18 protein-coding genes and 1 tRNA gene are annotated in these 16,034 nt (G+C 51.4%); 8 read left to right on the top strand and 11 right to left on the bottom strand.

Annotated features, from left to right (window positions below; translation table 11 throughout):
• Nucleotides 1-21: 21 nt before the first annotated feature.
• A complete protein-coding gene (locus RAC65_RS04590) occupies nucleotides 22-222 on the bottom strand; it encodes an AlpA family transcriptional regulator (RefSeq protein ID WP_289367390.1) in 201 nt (66 codons plus the stop codon).
• 144 nt (nucleotides 223-366) lie between these two features.
• Nucleotides 367-1,308: a DUF6387 family protein gene (locus tag RAC65_RS04595; RefSeq protein WP_375096416.1), complete on the bottom strand. Its 942-nt coding sequence runs from the start codon at nucleotides 1,306-1,308 to the stop codon at nucleotides 367-369.
• 513 nt (nucleotides 1,309-1,821) lie between these two features.
• Between RAC65_RS04595 and RAC65_RS04600 the strand changes: the two genes are divergently transcribed.
• A complete protein-coding gene (locus RAC65_RS04600; RefSeq protein WP_054633511.1) occupies nucleotides 1,822-2,223 on the top strand; it encodes a hypothetical protein in 402 nt (133 codons plus the stop codon).
• A gap of 270 nt (nucleotides 2,224-2,493) precedes the next feature.
• On the opposite strand, the gene RAC65_RS04605 is transcribed toward RAC65_RS04600, so the two are convergent.
• The gene (locus tag RAC65_RS04605; RefSeq protein WP_006120213.1) at nucleotides 2,494-2,964 is read right to left on the bottom strand and encodes an Lrp/AsnC family transcriptional regulator; all 471 of its coding nucleotides are present in this window, start codon (nucleotides 2,962-2,964) and stop codon (nucleotides 2,494-2,496) included.
• A 261-nt stretch (nucleotides 2,965-3,225) separates the two neighbouring features.
• Between RAC65_RS04605 and RAC65_RS04610 the strand changes: the two genes are divergently transcribed.
• The 4 genes from RAC65_RS04610 to RAC65_RS04625 all read left to right on the top strand — a co-directional run bounded on the left by RAC65_RS04610 (nucleotide 3,226) and on the right by RAC65_RS04625 (nucleotide 6,942).
• Nucleotides 3,226-3,852 (top strand): LysE family translocator, encoded by a 627-nt coding sequence (locus RAC65_RS04610; RefSeq protein ID WP_058701608.1) that lies wholly within the window; start codon nucleotides 3,226-3,228, stop codon nucleotides 3,850-3,852.
• 147 nt (nucleotides 3,853-3,999) lie between these two features.
• On the top strand, nucleotides 4,000-4,647 hold the full coding sequence (locus RAC65_RS04615; RefSeq protein WP_039338080.1) for a TetR family transcriptional regulator: 648 nt from the start codon (nucleotides 4,000-4,002) through the stop codon (nucleotides 4,645-4,647).
• Nucleotides 4,648-4,711: 64 nt separating this feature from the next.
• Nucleotides 4,712-6,094, top strand: a complete 1,383-nt coding sequence (locus RAC65_RS04620; protein WP_039338081.1) for a D-arabinono-1,4-lactone oxidase — start codon at nucleotides 4,712-4,714, stop codon at nucleotides 6,092-6,094.
• A 17-nt stretch (nucleotides 6,095-6,111) separates the two neighbouring features.
• Nucleotides 6,112-6,942, top strand: coding sequence for a glycosyltransferase family 8 protein (locus tag RAC65_RS04625; RefSeq protein ID WP_039338083.1), 831 nt, complete (start codon nucleotides 6,112-6,114; stop codon nucleotides 6,940-6,942).
• Nucleotides 6,943-7,014: 72 nt separating this feature from the next.
• Here RAC65_RS04625 and RAC65_RS04630 read toward each other — a convergent pair whose 3' ends face one another.
• Nucleotides 7,015-8,136 (bottom strand): Gfo/Idh/MocA family protein, encoded by a 1,122-nt coding sequence (locus RAC65_RS04630; RefSeq protein WP_058701605.1) that lies wholly within the window; start codon nucleotides 8,134-8,136, stop codon nucleotides 7,015-7,017.
• A gap of 306 nt (nucleotides 8,137-8,442) precedes the next feature.
• On the opposite strand from RAC65_RS04630, the gene RAC65_RS04635 reads away from it, so the two are divergent.
• Nucleotides 8,443-8,518, top strand: a tRNA-Asn gene (locus RAC65_RS04635).
• A 125-nt stretch (nucleotides 8,519-8,643) separates the two neighbouring features.
• Here the strand turns inward: RAC65_RS04635 and RAC65_RS04640 are convergent.
• The 6 genes from RAC65_RS04640 to RAC65_RS04665 all read right to left on the bottom strand — a co-directional run bounded on the left by RAC65_RS04640 (nucleotide 8,644) and on the right by RAC65_RS04665 (nucleotide 13,250).
• Nucleotides 8,644-8,913 (bottom strand): hypothetical protein, encoded by a 270-nt coding sequence (locus RAC65_RS04640; RefSeq protein WP_033740406.1) that lies wholly within the window; start codon nucleotides 8,911-8,913, stop codon nucleotides 8,644-8,646.
• 65 nt (nucleotides 8,914-8,978) lie between these two features.
• Complete coding sequence (locus RAC65_RS04645; RefSeq protein WP_033740409.1) at nucleotides 8,979-9,230, bottom strand: SymE family type I addiction module toxin; 252 nt, start codon at nucleotides 9,228-9,230, stop codon at nucleotides 8,979-8,981.
• 666 nt (nucleotides 9,231-9,896) lie between these two features.
• Nucleotides 9,897-10,733 (bottom strand): hypothetical protein, encoded by an 837-nt coding sequence (locus tag RAC65_RS04650; protein WP_375096417.1) that lies wholly within the window; start codon nucleotides 10,731-10,733, stop codon nucleotides 9,897-9,899.
• Between the two features lie 36 nt (nucleotides 10,734-10,769).
• Entirely contained in the window at nucleotides 10,770-11,252 is a 483-nt protein-coding gene (locus RAC65_RS04655; protein WP_033740412.1) for a type VI secretion system tube protein Hcp, read from the bottom strand.
• A gap of 31 nt (nucleotides 11,253-11,283) precedes the next feature.
• The gene (locus RAC65_RS04660) at nucleotides 11,284-11,766 is read right to left on the bottom strand and encodes a type VI secretion system tube protein Hcp (RefSeq protein ID WP_039338087.1); all 483 of its coding nucleotides are present in this window, start codon (nucleotides 11,764-11,766) and stop codon (nucleotides 11,284-11,286) included.
• A 461-nt stretch (nucleotides 11,767-12,227) separates the two neighbouring features.
• On the bottom strand, nucleotides 12,228-13,250 hold the full coding sequence (locus RAC65_RS04665) for an LLM class flavin-dependent oxidoreductase (RefSeq protein WP_054633503.1): 1,023 nt from the start codon (nucleotides 13,248-13,250) through the stop codon (nucleotides 12,228-12,230).
• Between the two features lie 269 nt (nucleotides 13,251-13,519).
• Between RAC65_RS04665 and RAC65_RS04670 the strand changes: the two genes are divergently transcribed.
• A complete protein-coding gene (locus tag RAC65_RS04670; RefSeq protein WP_058701604.1) occupies nucleotides 13,520-14,434 on the top strand; it encodes a ketopantoate reductase family protein in 915 nt (304 codons plus the stop codon).
• A gap of 92 nt (nucleotides 14,435-14,526) precedes the next feature.
• Complete coding sequence (locus tag RAC65_RS04675) at nucleotides 14,527-15,585, top strand: LacI family DNA-binding transcriptional regulator (protein ID WP_033740416.1); 1,059 nt, start codon at nucleotides 14,527-14,529, stop codon at nucleotides 15,583-15,585.
• 73 nt (nucleotides 15,586-15,658) lie between these two features.
• Here RAC65_RS04675 and tmaR read toward each other — a convergent pair whose 3' ends face one another.
• A complete protein-coding gene (gene tmaR, locus RAC65_RS04680) occupies nucleotides 15,659-15,985 on the bottom strand; it encodes a PTS system regulator TmaR (protein ID WP_033740422.1) in 327 nt (108 codons plus the stop codon).
• Between the last annotated feature and the right edge of the window lie 49 nt (nucleotides 15,986-16,034).

Here is a 16,034-nt window from a genome sequence, read left to right on the forward strand (position 1 = left end):
TTAAAATATTTACTACTGGTGTCATGCTACTGTGTTTCTTGATATATTGATTAGGTTCTCAATCCATTCATCTATTTCACTTTCAATAAATGCAACAGATCGCTCACCTGTTTTTACTGGAACTGGGAAACGTTGTTGACTGATTAAGCGGTAAATCCATGCACGGCAAAAGCCCGTGCGGTTTAATACTTCTGACATTCTGATGAGCTTTTTATTTTTCATGTTGATTTATCCTCTGTTGTGTCAACGAGGATAATTATCGGAAAATCAGGGGCGTGAAAAAATTGACAGGAGATTTTGCGTAGGGCCGGGAGAGTACTGAACTGTTGTTTGCCGGGACATAAATATTTTCGCGGTCCCTTGACTTTATCTTTTACTTGCTGATTTTTTCTTCATCTCTATGACATCACGAACTTCCATATCCATTAAATGCCTGTTTTTATAGAGGAAAATGGTAAACAGATTATCAAACTCGCCTGTGAGCGCTTTTCTGGCAAGCGGTCTGTCTGTCTCCTTAATCTGTATCTGGTCGCGTATATCTTCCATGCCCCAGCGATACAACAGGCGTTCAAGATCCTTGTCGCTCAGCTTATAGTCATTATGTTTCGCGTGATACAACAGATCGAGGATGGGTATGATCCGGAAATCAATCAGCTTCTGTACCATGACTTCGCCAAAACCATAGGGCTGTTCTGCAACCTTTGCTTTAATGCCAGTTTGTTTACGCCAGCAAGTGAGGAAGTAGCGCATTGACTCAATGATTTGCTCATCCGTGGAAGTACCAATATCGATTAAGAGCGGCAGGATGCTTTCCGCACGTCTCATTTTACGTTTTACATGATCTTCGGAAAACGCATGAAACTTATTCATACTTTCTGCGCGTTTACTGACATAACTGACCAGCGGTTTTGACAGCGCATGTTTATCGTCCTGCCTGGTCTCCAGATCCCCTTTTTCACTGTAACGGAGCAATCCAGAAGCTTTCAGATGCCGATCAAACATGTAAAATCTGCCCACAGACAACAGGCGGACATGCTGATCGCCCACATACGGATGGTCAATGTGAGCTGTTAAGGCTTTTGTCAGCAATGGCTTTCCGGTGAGGATTAAGGAAAGCGCCTCCTGATTCGCCTGCCCGACCAGCCATTCCGGATCGTCGCTTTCAATCGCCTCTTCAAGCTCCTGATACATAGCCCTGCGCAGACGAAACTCCTGATAAAATTCAGTTAAGGTAATATCTTTCAGGGCTTCATAATTTTCTGGTCTGAACCAGTTTGTCAGTTCGACCTTTTGTGCTGCCGTGACCATTTTAACCTCCTGTATCAGCGAAGTTTTACTATACGGGAGTGTGATAAAAATGTGGTGTGATAGTTGACAAGTATTCTAAGTGGCCGTCTCTTTTCTACTGTTGTCTACTATTGGATACTGACGTAATCAATTGAATATAATTGACTTTTTACTCATACAGATTAAATAATTCTGGTAAAAATGCTGGTAAAAAGTCAGCTAACTTTTTAAAACCCAATAACAGAGGGAGTTACAGATGAAGTTCGAGTCCAGTCAGAGGAGCCAGATTAGAAAAACCCGCTCAGGGAAACCGGAGCGGGTTTTTGTTAGTCTCTTAAACTCTCTCTGCGCCCGAACAGTCGTTTCAGTCAACACCGGGTTGTCAAGATAAACCGCTTCGCTCTCCAGTATTAAACCATTCACTCGCTGTTCGCTAATATAAAACACTCGTTTATCAACGGTTTATAGACCGAAATATACGCCGGGTGCTAGTGTTTCGCCTTATAACAAAAATATTAACCCTTGAGGCGATTAATGAGAAAGCGTGTGCTGTATTTTGCTTTAACGATGATGTTGACAGGATGTGTAGCCCGTTCTCATGAACCCGATCCACTACAAGTGCAGCTTGCCAGTTACGGTACGCTGCCAGACACTTATAAAACGGATGTCAAAAATACGTTTTATTATCATCTGAAAGATCCTTACAGCGCGCATTATCGTTTTTTTAAACCTTTTAAAGGATATACCTGGGTAATGAATGTGCCCGAAGATAAAGAAGAATTGATGTTTGGCTGGGTCATCCCCGGCGTGATTAATGCAAAAAACAGTTTTGGCGCTTATGTCGGCGCGCGCAGATTCGTGGTGATTTATTCAAATGGTCAATACCACAATCTTTACTACACGAAAGGCACGAAAAAAATCGGGCGGGCTCCTTAAAACAGCATTTTGTTTTCTGAACCATTAACACGCCATGGTCAATGGCGTGTTTTTCAAATCACAGCGATAAAGGCGCAGAGTTTCGCGGAATGAATGCCCATTGTGTCGCCTGATATTACCTCTACCCACGCCAGAGACATCAAAATGCCTTTTATGGCACCCCGGCTTTTCCGTCATTTCCTGCTCTTTATAACTGTCGCGTCAACGCTACGTTTAATGCGGCTGAGTCCGGCTGCATCACAGATGCTGCATAAGATTAAGCCAGTCATATCAGTGTGTATTTTTAACCGGATAAGCGGTCAGCGGTTTGATCTCTTTAAGCACAAACATACTTTGCATCTCTTTAATGCGCGGCAATCTGCGTACTACGGACATGGCGAACTCCGCATAAGTTTCGAGATCGCTCGCCACAACCTGTAGCAGGAAATCGGCATCACCACCGATACTGTAGCAGGCCACCACATCATCCAGCGCCGTGACCTGTTGCTCGAATTTTTTTGCCTCATCCTCGCTGTGGCAATCAATAACCACCCGAATAAACACCATGACCCCGGCGCCGATTTTTTTGCGGTCCAGTACAGCCCGGTACCCCTGAATGACGCCCTGCTCTTCCAGCCTGCGCACTTTACGCCAGCACGGTGAGGCAGACATACCAATCTTGTCAGCCAGTTCCTGATTAGTAATACGGGCATCGTCCTGTAAAACACGCAGGATTTTCATTTCTGTCTTATCAAGCAGCATACCGGTCAATTCCTTCCGCTACATTTCGTTTATGAGGTTAATTCTTGCAAAGAATACGATAAATGAATGTGATTGAGACAGCCTATTTCTGTCTCGCCAGGACATACTGTTTTCAGGTGCTGTACAAGGTGCAGATCAAAAGAAATGGCCGGACACGGCAGATTAAGGCGGCAGACGAGTCCGGGTTGTCCTGGTCATGCCGCTTTTCATGGCCAGCCTGTCTGGATTTTATCCCGACATAACATTTATGAAGGAAAGACGATGCCTGCGATAACAGAATTACTGCCTTATATACTGGCGCTGGGTCTGGCCGCGGCCATTCCCGGCCCGGGCATGACAGCGATCGTGGCCCGTACCCTTAACGGGGGCTCTCTGGCGGGTTTGGCTGCGCTTGCAGGCGTGATAATGGGCGATTTATTTTATTTGACGCTCGCCGTGTTTGGCCTGGCCGTTGTCGCTCATACCTATACCGGACTGTTTACACTGATTAACTGGGTTGCGGCGCTCTATTTAGCTTTTCTGGCCTGGCAGTTCTGGTCTTATCAGCCGCATTCCATCACGCTGGACCAAAAAGTGACGCACAAGCAACTGACTTCTGCCTGGCTGTCAGGCCTGACCATCACACTGGGCAACCCGAAAACAATCGCGTTTTATCTGGCCATATTACCGCTTGTGATATCGCTGGAGAGCATATCCTTTACATTCTGGGCAGCCATGCTGGTGCCCGTTACCGCAGCGGTACTGCTGATGGTCGGGGCCATGTTTATTCTGGCGGCAGTAAGCGTTCGCGCATTACTGACCAGCCAACGTGCACAGCGCATCATGTTTAAATCGGTCGGCGTTATCATGCTGCTGGCCGCCATCGGTATGATCCTGAAAACGCTTTAATGCCGTGACCGAGGTGACACGGCTTCCCGTGCGACGTCAGAACAGACTGATTAATCTTCATTTGCTTTCGGTATAAGTAACAGCCCTGATCCGCTGTGGTAACATCTTGCCCTCACCTTCTCGTTACCGGGCACCCTGTTAAGCACTATGTCAGACACTACGAAACGCAAAAATGATCCTGAAGGACTTAAAAAGCGCATTCTTGCGAGCGCACTGACGACCTTTGCTGAGTTTGGTATGCAAGGCGCCCGTCTTGAGCAAATTGCTGAAAATGCCCAGACGACTAAACGAATGGTGGTTTACCATTTTGGCAATAAGGAACAGCTCTATATCGATGCGCTGGAACAGGTTTACCAGCAGATCAGGGAGCATGAAACTGGGCTGAATCTGGCCTCGCTCGCCCCTGAGCAGGCCATCATAAAACTGGTTGAAGCCAGCTTCGATTACCATGTTTCCCACCCGGATTTTGTGCGTCTGATCTGTATGGAGAACCTGTCTCGCGGCCGCTACATCTCGCAGTCTGCCCGTCTGAGCCAACTGAACCGCAGTGCGCTGGACTTACTGGACGATATTCTGAGCCGGGGACAGCAGCAGGGACTGTTCATCAAAGAGATCGAGACACTGGACGTGCATCGCCTGATCAGCAGTATTTGTGTGCATCAGGTCTCCAACCGCTTCACCTTCAATACGCTGTTTAGTCGGGACAAAAATGAAGACGAGATCATCCGTCGTAATCGCCAGCTCGCCGTCACGGCAACGCTGCGCTACATCGGTTGCTCACGCCACGCGTCCTGAGCGCTGAAAAGGATAGTCTATGCTTAAGTGGTAATAACATTATCACTTAAGTAAGGAAAGCAGCTTGAGCAGAGACGCCAGCCTTTATCCGCTTCGCCAGACGCAGCGTGAACCTCATGACAATACACTCTGGAACTGGGCGCAAAACGCGCCGATTGGTACACAACAGCAGGTAAAACGCCCTGCCAATGAGGCGGCTTTGCAGCAGTTACTGCGCGACACTCACAACACAGTGCGCGTTATTGGCAAAACCTACTCACCCGGCAGAATGCTGGCTGTGCATCCCGACGATCTGCTGCTGGATCTGAGCGCCTTTACCGGCCTGCTCCGCAGCGATGCTCACAGCGTTACGTTTGCAGGCGCCACACCGCTCGAACAGATCTACAGCACCCTGACAGACATGGACCGCATGCTGGCCTCTTCGCCGGGCGTGATCTCCGTGCAGACGCTGGCCGGTGCGATGGCAACCGGTACGCACGGTCAGGGTCTGCAGCAAAGCTCCATTGCGGATGAAGCCGAGCAGATCCGTCTGGTGCTGAGCGACGGCTCCATACGGGAGCTGTCGCGCGGTGACGACGATTTTGCGGCGGCGCTGGTGTCGCTCGGCACCCTGGGCATCGTGACCGAAGTGACGTTGCGCACCCAACCGTTCCGCATCTTCACCTGCCACAAGAATGCGGTTTCGGCGGACAACCTGGAAAGCGATCTGCTGCGCTGGAATGAGGATTATGCACTCAGTAAGGCCTGGTGGTTTGTTGACGATAACATCATGCACGTCTGGAATGCACATCAGGCCAGCTACGATGAGATCCAGCGTTACGAGCAGTCGGGACGCGAAGTAGTAGAACATGCCGATGAAGGTGATGACAGCCTGAACGATACGATCGAACAGACGCTGGAACACATGCATCGCGATACGCAGATTCACGGTAAAGGCGGCAAACAGTTCCGCACTGTGACTCGCTTTCGCGACTTTACCGATGTCACAGGCGACATCTACCAACTGTTCTGTCGCGGTATCGCCGTGCCGCAGATCAACGTTGAGATTGGCGTTCCGCTGGCGCGCACGCCGGCGATCATCAGCAAGATCAAACGCTGGTATGCCGAAAATCGTCCGCACATGCACTATCCGATTATCCTGCGCTGCACCGGTGCCTCATCCGCCTGGCTGAGCCCCGCCTTCGACCAGCCCACCTGCTTCTTTGGCTTTGTCGTTTATTACGCGGATGATGGATCGCTTTCTGAGGCCGGCCTGCACTTTTTAAGCGAGGTGGAGAAACTGCTGGCCGAAGAAGGTGGGCGTCCGCACTGGGGTAAATATTACGATGCCTCGCTCTACCACTGGCGGGATCTCTATCCGCACTGGGACCGCTTTCGCGCCCTGCGTGAACAACTTGATCCGCACCACCGCTTCAGCAACGACTATACCGCTGCACTGTTTGAATAATTTAAAAAAGGGATGTTATGTTTGCCTGGGTAACGTTACTGACACAACCGGATTATCTGGTGGGCGTGAAAGCGCTGCACCGATCACTGCAACAGACGAAAACACGCTGGCCACTGCTTGTGATGGCCACCAATGCTATCAGTGACAGCGAGTGTGAAGCCCTCAGGGATGAGGGCTGTATTATCCGCCGGGTTGATCCGCTTTATCCGGACAATGATTTGAATCAGCACTATGCCTCTGAACGCTTTGGCGAGGTCTGGACTAAGCTGCGCGCCTGGCAGTTGACCGAGTATCGGCGCGTGGTATTCCTGGATGCTGACATGCTCATCTTAAAGAATATGGATGAACTGTTTACACTGGACCTGGGTGACTTCGTGCTGGCCGCCTGCCACGCCTGCCGCTGTAATCCCAACCAGATTGAGTCCTATCCTGACAGTTGGGAGCCCGAGTTCTGCCACTATACCTGGCAGGAGCGCGAGCAGACGCCGCCGGCCCATGTGGATTATTACCTGAACGGTGGATTCCTGGTACTGGAACCGGATGAGGCTGTCTTTAACGATCTTGAAGCGCGTATTGCCGCCATTGATGACCTGCGCGCCTATGCCTTCTCAGAACAGGACTTGCTCAACGAAGCTTTTAAAGATAAATGGCTGCCCCTTTCCTATATTTATAACGCGCTAAAAACGCTTCGTTTTCAGCACGATACGTTGTGGGAATGTAAAGAGGTGAAGAACCTGCACTACATTCTGGCGAAGCCCTGGGAGCGGGATTTGTCACAGCCGGTGAGCCAGCGTGACCGCTATTACGCGATGGACAAGCTGTGGTGGGACAAAGCATCTGACTGCTGATAACAACGTGCGCCTGCCTGTCCGCAGGCGCACAGGTTTCAGTCTGTGCGTTAAAGTATGCTGTAACTACTATCAGACTTCCTGCCAGCACCGTTCTGTGGCGGACCGCGCAATCGCCTCCAGCACCTTTTGTACCTGCAAACCTTCGGCAAAATCCGGCCACATACGATCGCCTGCGGCGACGCCATTAATCAGATCACGTATTTCCACGGTCTTTTGATCGTTAAAGCCGATACCGTGGCCTGCTGACACACAGAAACTGGCGTAATCCGGATGAGCAGGCCCGGTCAGAATCGTTTTGAAGCCCTGACGCCCTGCGGGTTCATCATGAAGATAGAGTTCAAGCTCTGCCATCCGTTCCTGCGTATAGCGCAGCGTGCCTTTAGTGCCCGTCACCACATAGGTCAGGCCCATCTTGGCTCCGCAGGCAATGCGCGAGGTTTCAATCACGCCGTGCGCCCCGTTCTGGAAACGCAGCAATGCGCTGGCCTGATCTTCGTTTTCAACCGGTAACTGACGACTGAGATCTTTCGGGTCAGGACGCGACCTGATGACCGTCATCATATCGCCGCTGACTTCCACAATATTGCCGACCAGATAATGCGCCATATTGACGATATGCGCAGCCAGATCGCCCAGGGCGCCCAGTCCGGCCAGTGCTTTTTGGCAGTGCCAGTCGAGCGGAGTGTCAGGTTTTGCCAGATAGTCCTCATTGTGCGTGCCATAAAAGTGCACCACTTCACCGATTTCGCCTCGGGCAATAATCTCTTTCGCCAGCTGACTGGTGGGGTTTTTCATGTAATTGAAGCCCACTAGCGTTTTCACGCCGGCCTTTGCCGCGGCTTCCACCATTTCCCGGGCATCCGCCACGGTCAGGGAAAGCGGCTTTTCGGAATAGACATGTTTACCGTTAGCAATCGCAGCCAGCGCCATCTCTTTATGCAGAAAATTGGGCGCACAGATATCCACCACATCAATATTGGGATCGCACACCAGCTCACGCCAGTCAGCGGTTGAGCGGGCAAACCCAAAGGTGGCGGCCTGCTTTGCCGCCAGTTCCGGATTCACCTCTGCCAGCATCTCACGGATAATCTCCCCTTTTAACGCAAACACCGCAGGGGCCTGGGCATAAGCAATCGCATGACAGCGGCCAATGTAGCCACTGCCGATCATGCCGATTCTGACTTTGTTCATTTGGACTCCGGGCGGACAGCGAAAATTGAAATGAAATTTAAATTCCATTTATGAGCATTTCAAACTAAAAATGAAATAAATGTGACGAACATAAAGAACAATCGTCACTGCCCAGTCCAAGGCGAAATTTTACGCGGAGTGGGGTTTCTGTTTACGCAATAAGAAACCCTGTGAAGCCGCTTGTTAGGGTTAGCGATACGGCACAGCGCACAGAGTTGGCGAGTATTTCAGCAATCAGACACTTTTATGAAAAAGAGCTTTGACAAGCCTGCACGACGTCGATAATATGCGCCCCGTTCAAACGATTCCTCTGTAGTTCAGTCGGTAGAACGGCGGACTGTTAATCCGTATGTCACTGGTTCGAGTCCAGTCAGAGGAGCCAGATTTAGAGAAGCCCGCTCAGGGAAACCTGAGCGGGCTTTTTGTTTTGGGAATGGCGTGAAATACGCAACAATCCAGGTCGCGTTACCGCGCAGGGAACTTAACGCAGGCGCTGCTCCGGCTGCGCTACTTCTTACCTACGATAAAACCCGCTACCGCGCGTAAGCCATCGATGATCGGCATCGTTGCCGCCCCCGCCAGGAAGTCCTCGTAATCCGCCTGGTTACGTCGGCGAATATCCGCAAAGCGAGCGAGTGCCTTTTTCTCACTGGACGCACTCACCTCCTCAAATTGCTTTTCATAGCCCTGCGCAATGAGCTGGGTAGCGTTGTCTGTAGACGATTTTTCCAGCACGACAATCTGCTTACCCTTTTGGAAAAAACAGTAATGTGGCATGTCAGGCTCCTTAAACGGGGCGGTTGATTCTGTAACTATAAACGGTGGTGAGAGCAACACAACCCTTAACGCGCTCGGGAAAGGTTCTCTTCTGACTCCGGTGTCTCGACCTGCAACACGATACAGCCTTTGCTGATCTCTGCCCTTACCTTCGTCCCCGTCTCGAATCCCAATTCACGTAACCATTTGCCACTAATGTTCAGTGCAGGTGTGCTGGTGTCCCCGAATTTAGGTACATATCCAACTGTATAATGTCGCTGGGTTTTAAATGAGGCCGCCGTAAGTGCAGCGTCAGAAGATCGGGCATTCATCGTCATTTGCAAGCTCCTGGTCAATAAGGTGAGTCCATCATTCGCGAGGCCATTTGGCGCGATACAGGCCGGATGAGGCTGTACCTGCTTCTGGTGCACCAGCACCGGGTTTGCGCCTTCAGACAGCCCGCTTACTGTTTATGTCTGCAAGACATCAATGAGTTACAAGAGTGCCGACGCGCTGATATCGGGAGGTTTTCTTACTGGGCTGGTCCCGCTATCGGGTCTGACAAACGCTTGTAAACCATAACGATTTTAGCGGATGACAACAAGTCAGGACCTGGAAGCTAACTCGCATAACGTTGACAATATTCTGCTGTCTGTCCCGTCCGGCCCTGCGGCCGACTGTTAATGCGCCTCCAACGCATACTGCGCGCCAACTGACACGCCGTATGCGCGAATGGATAATGTGAATGGTGGGGCCTGAAGCCTGACTTTTGGCTGGCGCAAAGCAATACCGTTTACCCGGGCGGAAAAGCGCGGGGTAACCTTTATCCGCGCAGGGTAACTTATCTGAGAAGTGAGTCGGTAAACGCAAAATCCAGGCCGTATGCTTTAACCGGTAAGGTGGTCAGTCTGCTTACCTTTATCAAGACGTGAACTCACCGTCCGGCACGCTAAGCGGGCTTGCCGTCTGAATAGCGTTGCCTTCAGACAGCTTTTCGCCATTCCTTACGGGAATTTTAAGTTAATCAGATTACTGTACTGCGTGCGTGAAAGAGAAAGGGGTGCCTGGTCTTTAAAAAAAACCTTCACAAACTCGGCACTTGTGCCATACAGCTCCACACGCTGATATTCATGGCGGATAAATTGCTGAAGGATGGGCGTCATGTCCCGCGCATGATCCTGGGGCCAGGCGTTATGGGATGCCACGGTTTGCTCAAAGGTGAGGGGCGTACGCATTTGATCGTCGGGTTTAAAATTAGCGCGTTTACGCTCCGCTTCTGTTTTGAAGTCTTCAAAGGCTTCATGTGCAGTATTAAAGAGATCCGCGAGTGCTTTGATATGGGCAGCCATCTGATTAACGGCAACGGTTTTTTTGTTGACGAAGTAGGCGCCTGCCGCAGAAAAGAGTGCCGCCAGTACAGGAAGAGAGCCCCGTCCAATAATACTTCCAAGACCCTGGTAAGCGGACCATAAAACCACACCTGTAGCGCCAGTAGAGCTTGATATCGCACCTGTCGCAATCGAACTTGCCTGCTGAACTCTGACGCCGCCAATACGATTGTCAAGGTGCCGAATTGCTCCGCCAGGCCTCCTGACTGAAGCCGACTCTTCGTTCCAGGTTTTATAACGACGGTTATTATCTTCTTTATAATTCGACATCGCATAAGCAATCTGGCTGGTATCGGTTTTACTCAGCCGGGCGATTTCCGCTGGTTCAAACGATCTGACTAAAATCAGCGCTTCATCAAGCACCTCTTTGGACAGAAAGTTAGCGGAACCCGCAGGATTAAAACGAGGGTCCGTAGTCAGGCCCTCAATAAGACTCACTTTTGGAAATGCCATAACGCCCTCACTTTTTGATGCCGCCCGACGAAGTCATTAGTTTTCTTTATTTTGTTTAATATCCCAGCCCATCTGTACAGAAGCGGCTTTCGTTCCCTGAGAAGCCTGTTCCCAGTATTCCAGCGCCACTTTGCTGGCCTGAAAGGAATATTGCATACCCAGCGTTGACGCGTGCCCGACGCCGGTGAAGTCAGTCTGTGTCACCAGGACATCCTCAAGTGTGATGCGGGTATACTCCACTTCCTGTCCACCCGCCTTGCAAACGGACAGCTGAACTTTCGGCAGATGTTTACCACTGGCGCAATATTTCACTAATGCAGGCGTGGCCTTATCAATTAAGGCCTCAACGGTTAAATCGCGGTAATTTACTTTACCTGCTCCCCCACCGCCGCCAACGGCCATATTCCCTGGCTGCTGCGCGCCCCAGTCAAATGAAAGTACATCAATCCATTTTTTATGATTCGCATTTTGCGACTCACCTTCAATCCCGTCTATCTTCAAAAATATATCAATAGCCATTTTTCACCTTTATATTTACGGGCAGATTAACTCAGCTCTCTTTATTTTGTTTAATATCCCAACCGGCTTTGCTTTCCGCACCTTTAGTCCCGCTGGCGCTTTGCTCCCAATAGCTGGTAGAAACTTTAGATGCCTGAAAGGCATAGTCCACAACAATAGTGTCACTTTGCCCGATACCGTTGAAATTTGTTGCGGTGACCAGAACATCTTCCAGCACAATTTTCGTGTACTCAATCTGACTACCGCCAGCTTTGCAAACCGACAGTTCAACTTTTGAAACATGCTTTCCGCTGGAACAGTATTTAAGAATGGCTGGCGTGGATTTATCGATTAAGGCTTTGATCCGCAGATCGTTAAAACTCACTTTCCCCGCGCCACCACCGCCGCCAACAGCCATATTGCCGGGTTGTGAAGCCCCCCACTCAAATGAGAGTACGTCGGTCCATCCTTTATGTTTACTGTCCTGTGATTCACCTGTGGTGCCTTCAACTTTCAAATAAATATCGATCGCCATTCTTTTTTCCGGTTAGTTTGGGGTGGGACAAAATGCACGATGCACATCGCCAGGCTGAGACATTTCGTCAGCATCAGTGCCATCTTAAATTCAGGATAAGCACCGGCCTGTCATTTCTGTTCGCTATAAAGTGGAAATAAAAAGATGACTGCGTTATTCACGCAGCAATTAGGGATAGTTAATCAGGCAACGATTCTTTCTACGCCCTTTACTCATTAATAAAATTAACATGAGTTCATGTCAATTAATTTACAACGCGCATGATTTTATTGAGATAAATCCGAAAGAATTATTCTTAATAAGAAATTGTGTCGCGACGAAATAGTTTTTTAAAATAAAAAAACGGCATTCACTGCTACGTAACCGGGAGAGAAGACAGGACATCAGGATGGAAAAAGAATGAAAAACCCCGCGCAATCCGGACTGCGCGGGGCGATTATTCTCACAGAATCAGTTAGCGTTTAACGCCAGCCTAATTCAGGAGCGACATACTTCAGAATCGCTTCAATCACATGGGCATTATATTCCACGCCCAACTGATTCGGCACGGTGAGCAGCAAGGTGTCCGCTTCGGCAATCGCCTGATCCTCTGCCAGCAGTTTGATCAGCTTTTCGGGTTCAGCCGCGTAACTGCGACCGAAAATGGCGCGGGTTTTCTCATCCAGAAAACCGACGGAATCCTGATCCTGACCACTGCGACCAAAGTAAGCGCGGTCCATATCATTCACCAGCGCGAAGATACTGCGGCTGACGGAAACCCGCGGTTCACGTTGATGCCCTGCCGCTTTCCAGGCGTCACGGTAGGCGCGAATCTGTTTGGCCTGCTGGATGTGGAACGGCTCGCCGGTTTCATCATCTTTCAGCGTCGAGCTTTGCAGATTCATGCCCATTTTCGCTGCCCATACTGCGGTGGCGTTGGAACCCGAGCCCCACCAGATACGCTCACGTAAGCCTTCCGACAGCGGTTCAAGACGCAGCAAGCCTGGTGGATTGGGAAACATTGGCTGGGGATTCGGTTTAGCAAAGCCTTCGCCACGCAGCGCATCCAGGAACACTTCCGTATGGCGACGGCCCATGTCCGCATCCGTCTCGCCTTCCTGCGGCACGTAGCCGAAGTAACGCCAGCCATCAATCACCTGCTCGGGTGAACCACGGCTCAGTCCCAACTGTAAGCGACCGTTGGAAATCAGATCTGCAGCGCTGGCATCCTCCACCATATAAAGCGGATTTTCATAGCGCATGTCGATCACGCCAGTCCCTATTTCAATTTTTTTGGTGCGTGCACCGACCGCAGCCAGCAGCGGGAACGGCGAGCTGAGCTGACGGGCGAAGTGGTGCACACGAAAATAGGCCCCATCCGCGCCCAGTTCTTCCGCTGCGACGGCCAGGTCGATAGATTGCAGCAACACATCCTGGGCAGAACGCGTGGCGGACTGCGGCGAGGGCGTCCAGTGGCCAAATGAGAGAAAACCAATCTTTTTCATCTGTAACATCTCCTGGCGAAAGACGGGTGCTTTCGCATGATAAACATCGATGAAATAAGGTTACGCCAGCCATGTCATGAGGGATAGTGAATATACTTAAGCACTATATTCAAGATTTTTGACATAGGTCGCGCTCAATGGAACACGATCAATGCGCGATTCTGTGCCCATGCGGAATGTAATAATGCTTGCGGGCAGAATGGATTTTAACGCATAACTAAACTTTCTGTCCTGCATCTGGACAGGCGCGTTTAACAGAGGGAAAAGGGATGCGTATTTTACTGGTAGGTGCGGGTGCAACCGGCGGTTATTTTGGTGCGCGGCTGATGCAGGCCGGGCAGGATGTGACCTTTCTGGTCCGTGAAGGCCGTTTCCGTCAGTTACAACAAACGGGCCTGGTGCTGCAGACCCCATCAGGGCAGGAAACGCTGCATCCGACGTTGATCACTGCCGACAGGCTGGATACGCATTACGACTTAATCATCATCACGGTCAAAAGCACCGGTCTGGATCAGGCCATCCAGGACATTGCGCGGGCTGTCGGTCCGCATACGCTGATCATGCCGATCCTGAATGGCATGCGGCATATCGATACGCTGGTCACCCACTTTGGTGCCGACAGGGTGATCGGTGGGCTGTGCAAAATTAACGCCACGCTGAACGACCAGGGCCATGTGGTGCAGTTAACGCCTCTGCACCAGATCTGTTACGGCGCGCTGGATGGTAATAATGATGCCCGGCTTCAGCAGGTTGATGTTGCCCTTCGCAGCAGCGTTGTCGACACAGTTTTTACCGACAATATTATCGGTGAATTATGGGAAAAATGGCTGCTGCTGAGCACGCTCGGTGCCGTGTGCTGCCTGGCGCGGGGGAATACGCAACAGGTGCTGAACCAGCCAGGCGGCGAGATGTTGCTTCAGGGCATTTATAGCGAAGTGCTGCAGATTATCTGTGCTGAGGGCTACCAACCGCGCCCGGCCGTGACCGCCAAAATCTACGCGCTGCTGAACGACGCGTCGACGCCGATGACCTCCTCAATGTATCGTGATTTGACCCAGGGCTTTGCGATTGAAGCCGACCCGATCATTGGCGACCTGCTGTTACGTGCCAGCCGTCATGGCATCACTGCACCGCTGTTGAACGCGGTCAATGTCAACCTGCAGATCTATCAACAGAACCGTTAAACACGGATGTGATGAGCACGCAGCCACGCCGTTGCACGACGCGTGGGTAACGGAAATTTGTTACACTCGCTGCCTCATCTTTTGGAGGAAGAATGACGTCCCGCTCTGTGACCCTTGATGATGTTGCCCAACTGGCGGGCGTTTCCTATCAAACCGTTTCTCGTGTGCTTAATCGCTCTGAGCAGGTTTCTCCCCGTACCCGCGAAAAAGTGGAAGCGGCGATGCAACAGCTCAACTACGTTCCCAATCGGGTTGCGCAGCAGTTAGCGGGTAAAGCCACGCGGACCCTTGGCCTGGCCACCAGCAATCTGGCGTTAATGGCCCCAGCGCAGATTGCCTCGGCAATACAGCAGCGCGCCGCCAGAGCCGGCTACCATTTAGTCATTGCCATGGACAGCGCGGACGATGCCGAAGCCACGGTGAATGAACTGATGGCGCAGCGCGTTGATGCCGTACTGATTAATATGCCGCTTGAGGCCGCCGACGCGGAAAAAATCCGTCGTCTGTGTGGCAAAAAACCGGTGCTGTTTCTGGATGCTGAACCGCACGCCGTTGTGTCTCATTGCCAGTACTCCAATGAAAAAGGGGCGCGGGCCGCGGTTGAGCATCTCGTCGCGCTCGGACATACGCACATCGGCCTGCTGAATGGTCCGGTTCGCTCGGTATCGGCCCGTCAGCGTGAAGCGGTCTGGCGCCAGGCGCTGGCCGGGCACGGTCTGTCTCCCTGTTGTGTGCTGCGCGGCGACTGGAGTGCCCAGTCGGGCTACCAGGCTATGCTGTCTCAGTTACCGGACGCGCTGCCCCAGGCGCTGCTGGTAGCGAATGATGAAATGGCGCTGGGTGCCATGCGGGCATTGCATCAGCATGGCGTGGCGATTCCGGCTGAAATCTCCATTGTCGGCTACGATGACACGGCAGAAAGCGCCTGGTACCAGCCGCCGCTGACCACGATTCGTCAGGATCTCCAGCAACTGGGTGCCACGAGCGTGGAGCAGGCGCTGGCCGCGCTGCAGGGAGAAGCGGTCGCGTCACGGACGCTGGAGCCGGTACTGGTCGTGCGGGAAACCACCGCCGCGCCGGCCAGCAAAGACGCAGACTTATCCGCACTGGCCCGTCAGTTACAGCAGATTGCCCGCAAGCTGTCCCGCTGATCGCGGACGCAAAAAAAACCCGCCCAACCGGATGGTTGGAGCGGGCTGGTTATCAGCGATAATACGCGTTGCCTTATGGCGTTTTCGTCTCGCCCACGCCCATGGTCTTGAGCTTTTTAGACAGCTCGCGGCGCTCTTTAGACAGGTCAGCGTTTTTGATGATGTACTCATCCACGCGATCTTCATAGTCGGCACGCATGCTGGCGATGATTTCCTGAATCGCCTCAACGCTCATGCCGGGTTTGATGTATTCGCTCAGGTTATCCAGCAGCAGCACACGCTTTTGGTTGTCACGAATTTTCTTCTCATTATCGACGATTTCACGCTGCAGTTTGTTCTTGCGGCGGAACGTACGGACAAACTCAAGTACGTCCTGAAATGATTGCTTGGCATTTTCCATGATGGCACCTTTCTTTAAGCCTGCTAAAGCAGGGAGAGAGTCAAAACGA

Origin of the sequence: Pantoea sp. BS_8, assembly GCF_041954965.1 — a bacterium.
Taxonomy (GTDB): Bacteria; Pseudomonadota; Gammaproteobacteria; order Enterobacterales; family Enterobacteriaceae; genus Pantoea; species Pantoea stewartii.

Excerpts from the sequence above, each read along its gene's own strand:
- RAC65_RS04590 (WP_289367390.1), bottom strand. The coding sequence starts at position 222 with ATGAAAAATAAAAAGCTCATCAGAATGTCAGAAGTATTAAACCGCACG.
- RAC65_RS04670 (WP_058701604.1), top strand. The coding sequence starts at position 13,520 with ATGCGTATTTTACTGGTAGGTGCGGGTGCAACCGGCGGTTATTTTGGT.
- RAC65_RS04645 (WP_033740409.1), bottom strand. The coding sequence starts at position 9,230 with ATGACGATGAATGCCCGATCTTCTGACGCTGCACTTACGGCGGCCTCA.
- RAC65_RS04665 (WP_054633503.1), bottom strand. The coding sequence starts at position 13,250 with ATGAAAAAGATTGGTTTTCTCTCATTTGGCCACTGGACGCCCTCGCCG.
- tmaR (WP_033740422.1), bottom strand. The coding sequence starts at position 15,985 with ATGGAAAATGCCAAGCAATCATTTCAGGACGTACTTGAGTTTGTCCGT.
- RAC65_RS04650 (WP_375096417.1), bottom strand. The coding sequence starts at position 10,733 with ATGGCATTTCCAAAAGTGAGTCTTATTGAGGGCCTGACTACGGACCCT.
- RAC65_RS04675 (WP_033740416.1), top strand. The coding sequence starts at position 14,527 with ATGACGTCCCGCTCTGTGACCCTTGATGATGTTGCCCAACTGGCGGGC.
- RAC65_RS04615 (WP_039338080.1), top strand. The coding sequence starts at position 4,000 with ATGTCAGACACTACGAAACGCAAAAATGATCCTGAAGGACTTAAAAAG.
- RAC65_RS04655 (WP_033740412.1), bottom strand. The coding sequence starts at position 11,252 with ATGGCTATTGATATATTTTTGAAGATAGACGGGATTGAAGGTGAGTCG.
- RAC65_RS04600 (WP_054633511.1), top strand. The coding sequence starts at position 1,822 with ATGAGAAAGCGTGTGCTGTATTTTGCTTTAACGATGATGTTGACAGGA.
- RAC65_RS04610 (WP_058701608.1), top strand. The coding sequence starts at position 3,226 with ATGCCTGCGATAACAGAATTACTGCCTTATATACTGGCGCTGGGTCTG.
- RAC65_RS04640 (WP_033740406.1), bottom strand. The coding sequence starts at position 8,913 with ATGCCACATTACTGTTTTTTCCAAAAGGGTAAGCAGATTGTCGTGCTG.
- RAC65_RS04595 (WP_375096416.1), bottom strand. The coding sequence starts at position 1,308 with ATGGTCACGGCAGCACAAAAGGTCGAACTGACAAACTGGTTCAGACCA.
- RAC65_RS04625 (WP_039338083.1), top strand. The coding sequence starts at position 6,112 with ATGTTTGCCTGGGTAACGTTACTGACACAACCGGATTATCTGGTGGGC.
- RAC65_RS04605 (WP_006120213.1), bottom strand. The coding sequence starts at position 2,964 with ATGCTGCTTGATAAGACAGAAATGAAAATCCTGCGTGTTTTACAGGAC.
- RAC65_RS04630 (WP_058701605.1), bottom strand. The coding sequence starts at position 8,136 with ATGAACAAAGTCAGAATCGGCATGATCGGCAGTGGCTACATTGGCCGC.
- RAC65_RS04660 (WP_039338087.1), bottom strand. The coding sequence starts at position 11,766 with ATGGCGATCGATATTTATTTGAAAGTTGAAGGCACCACAGGTGAATCA.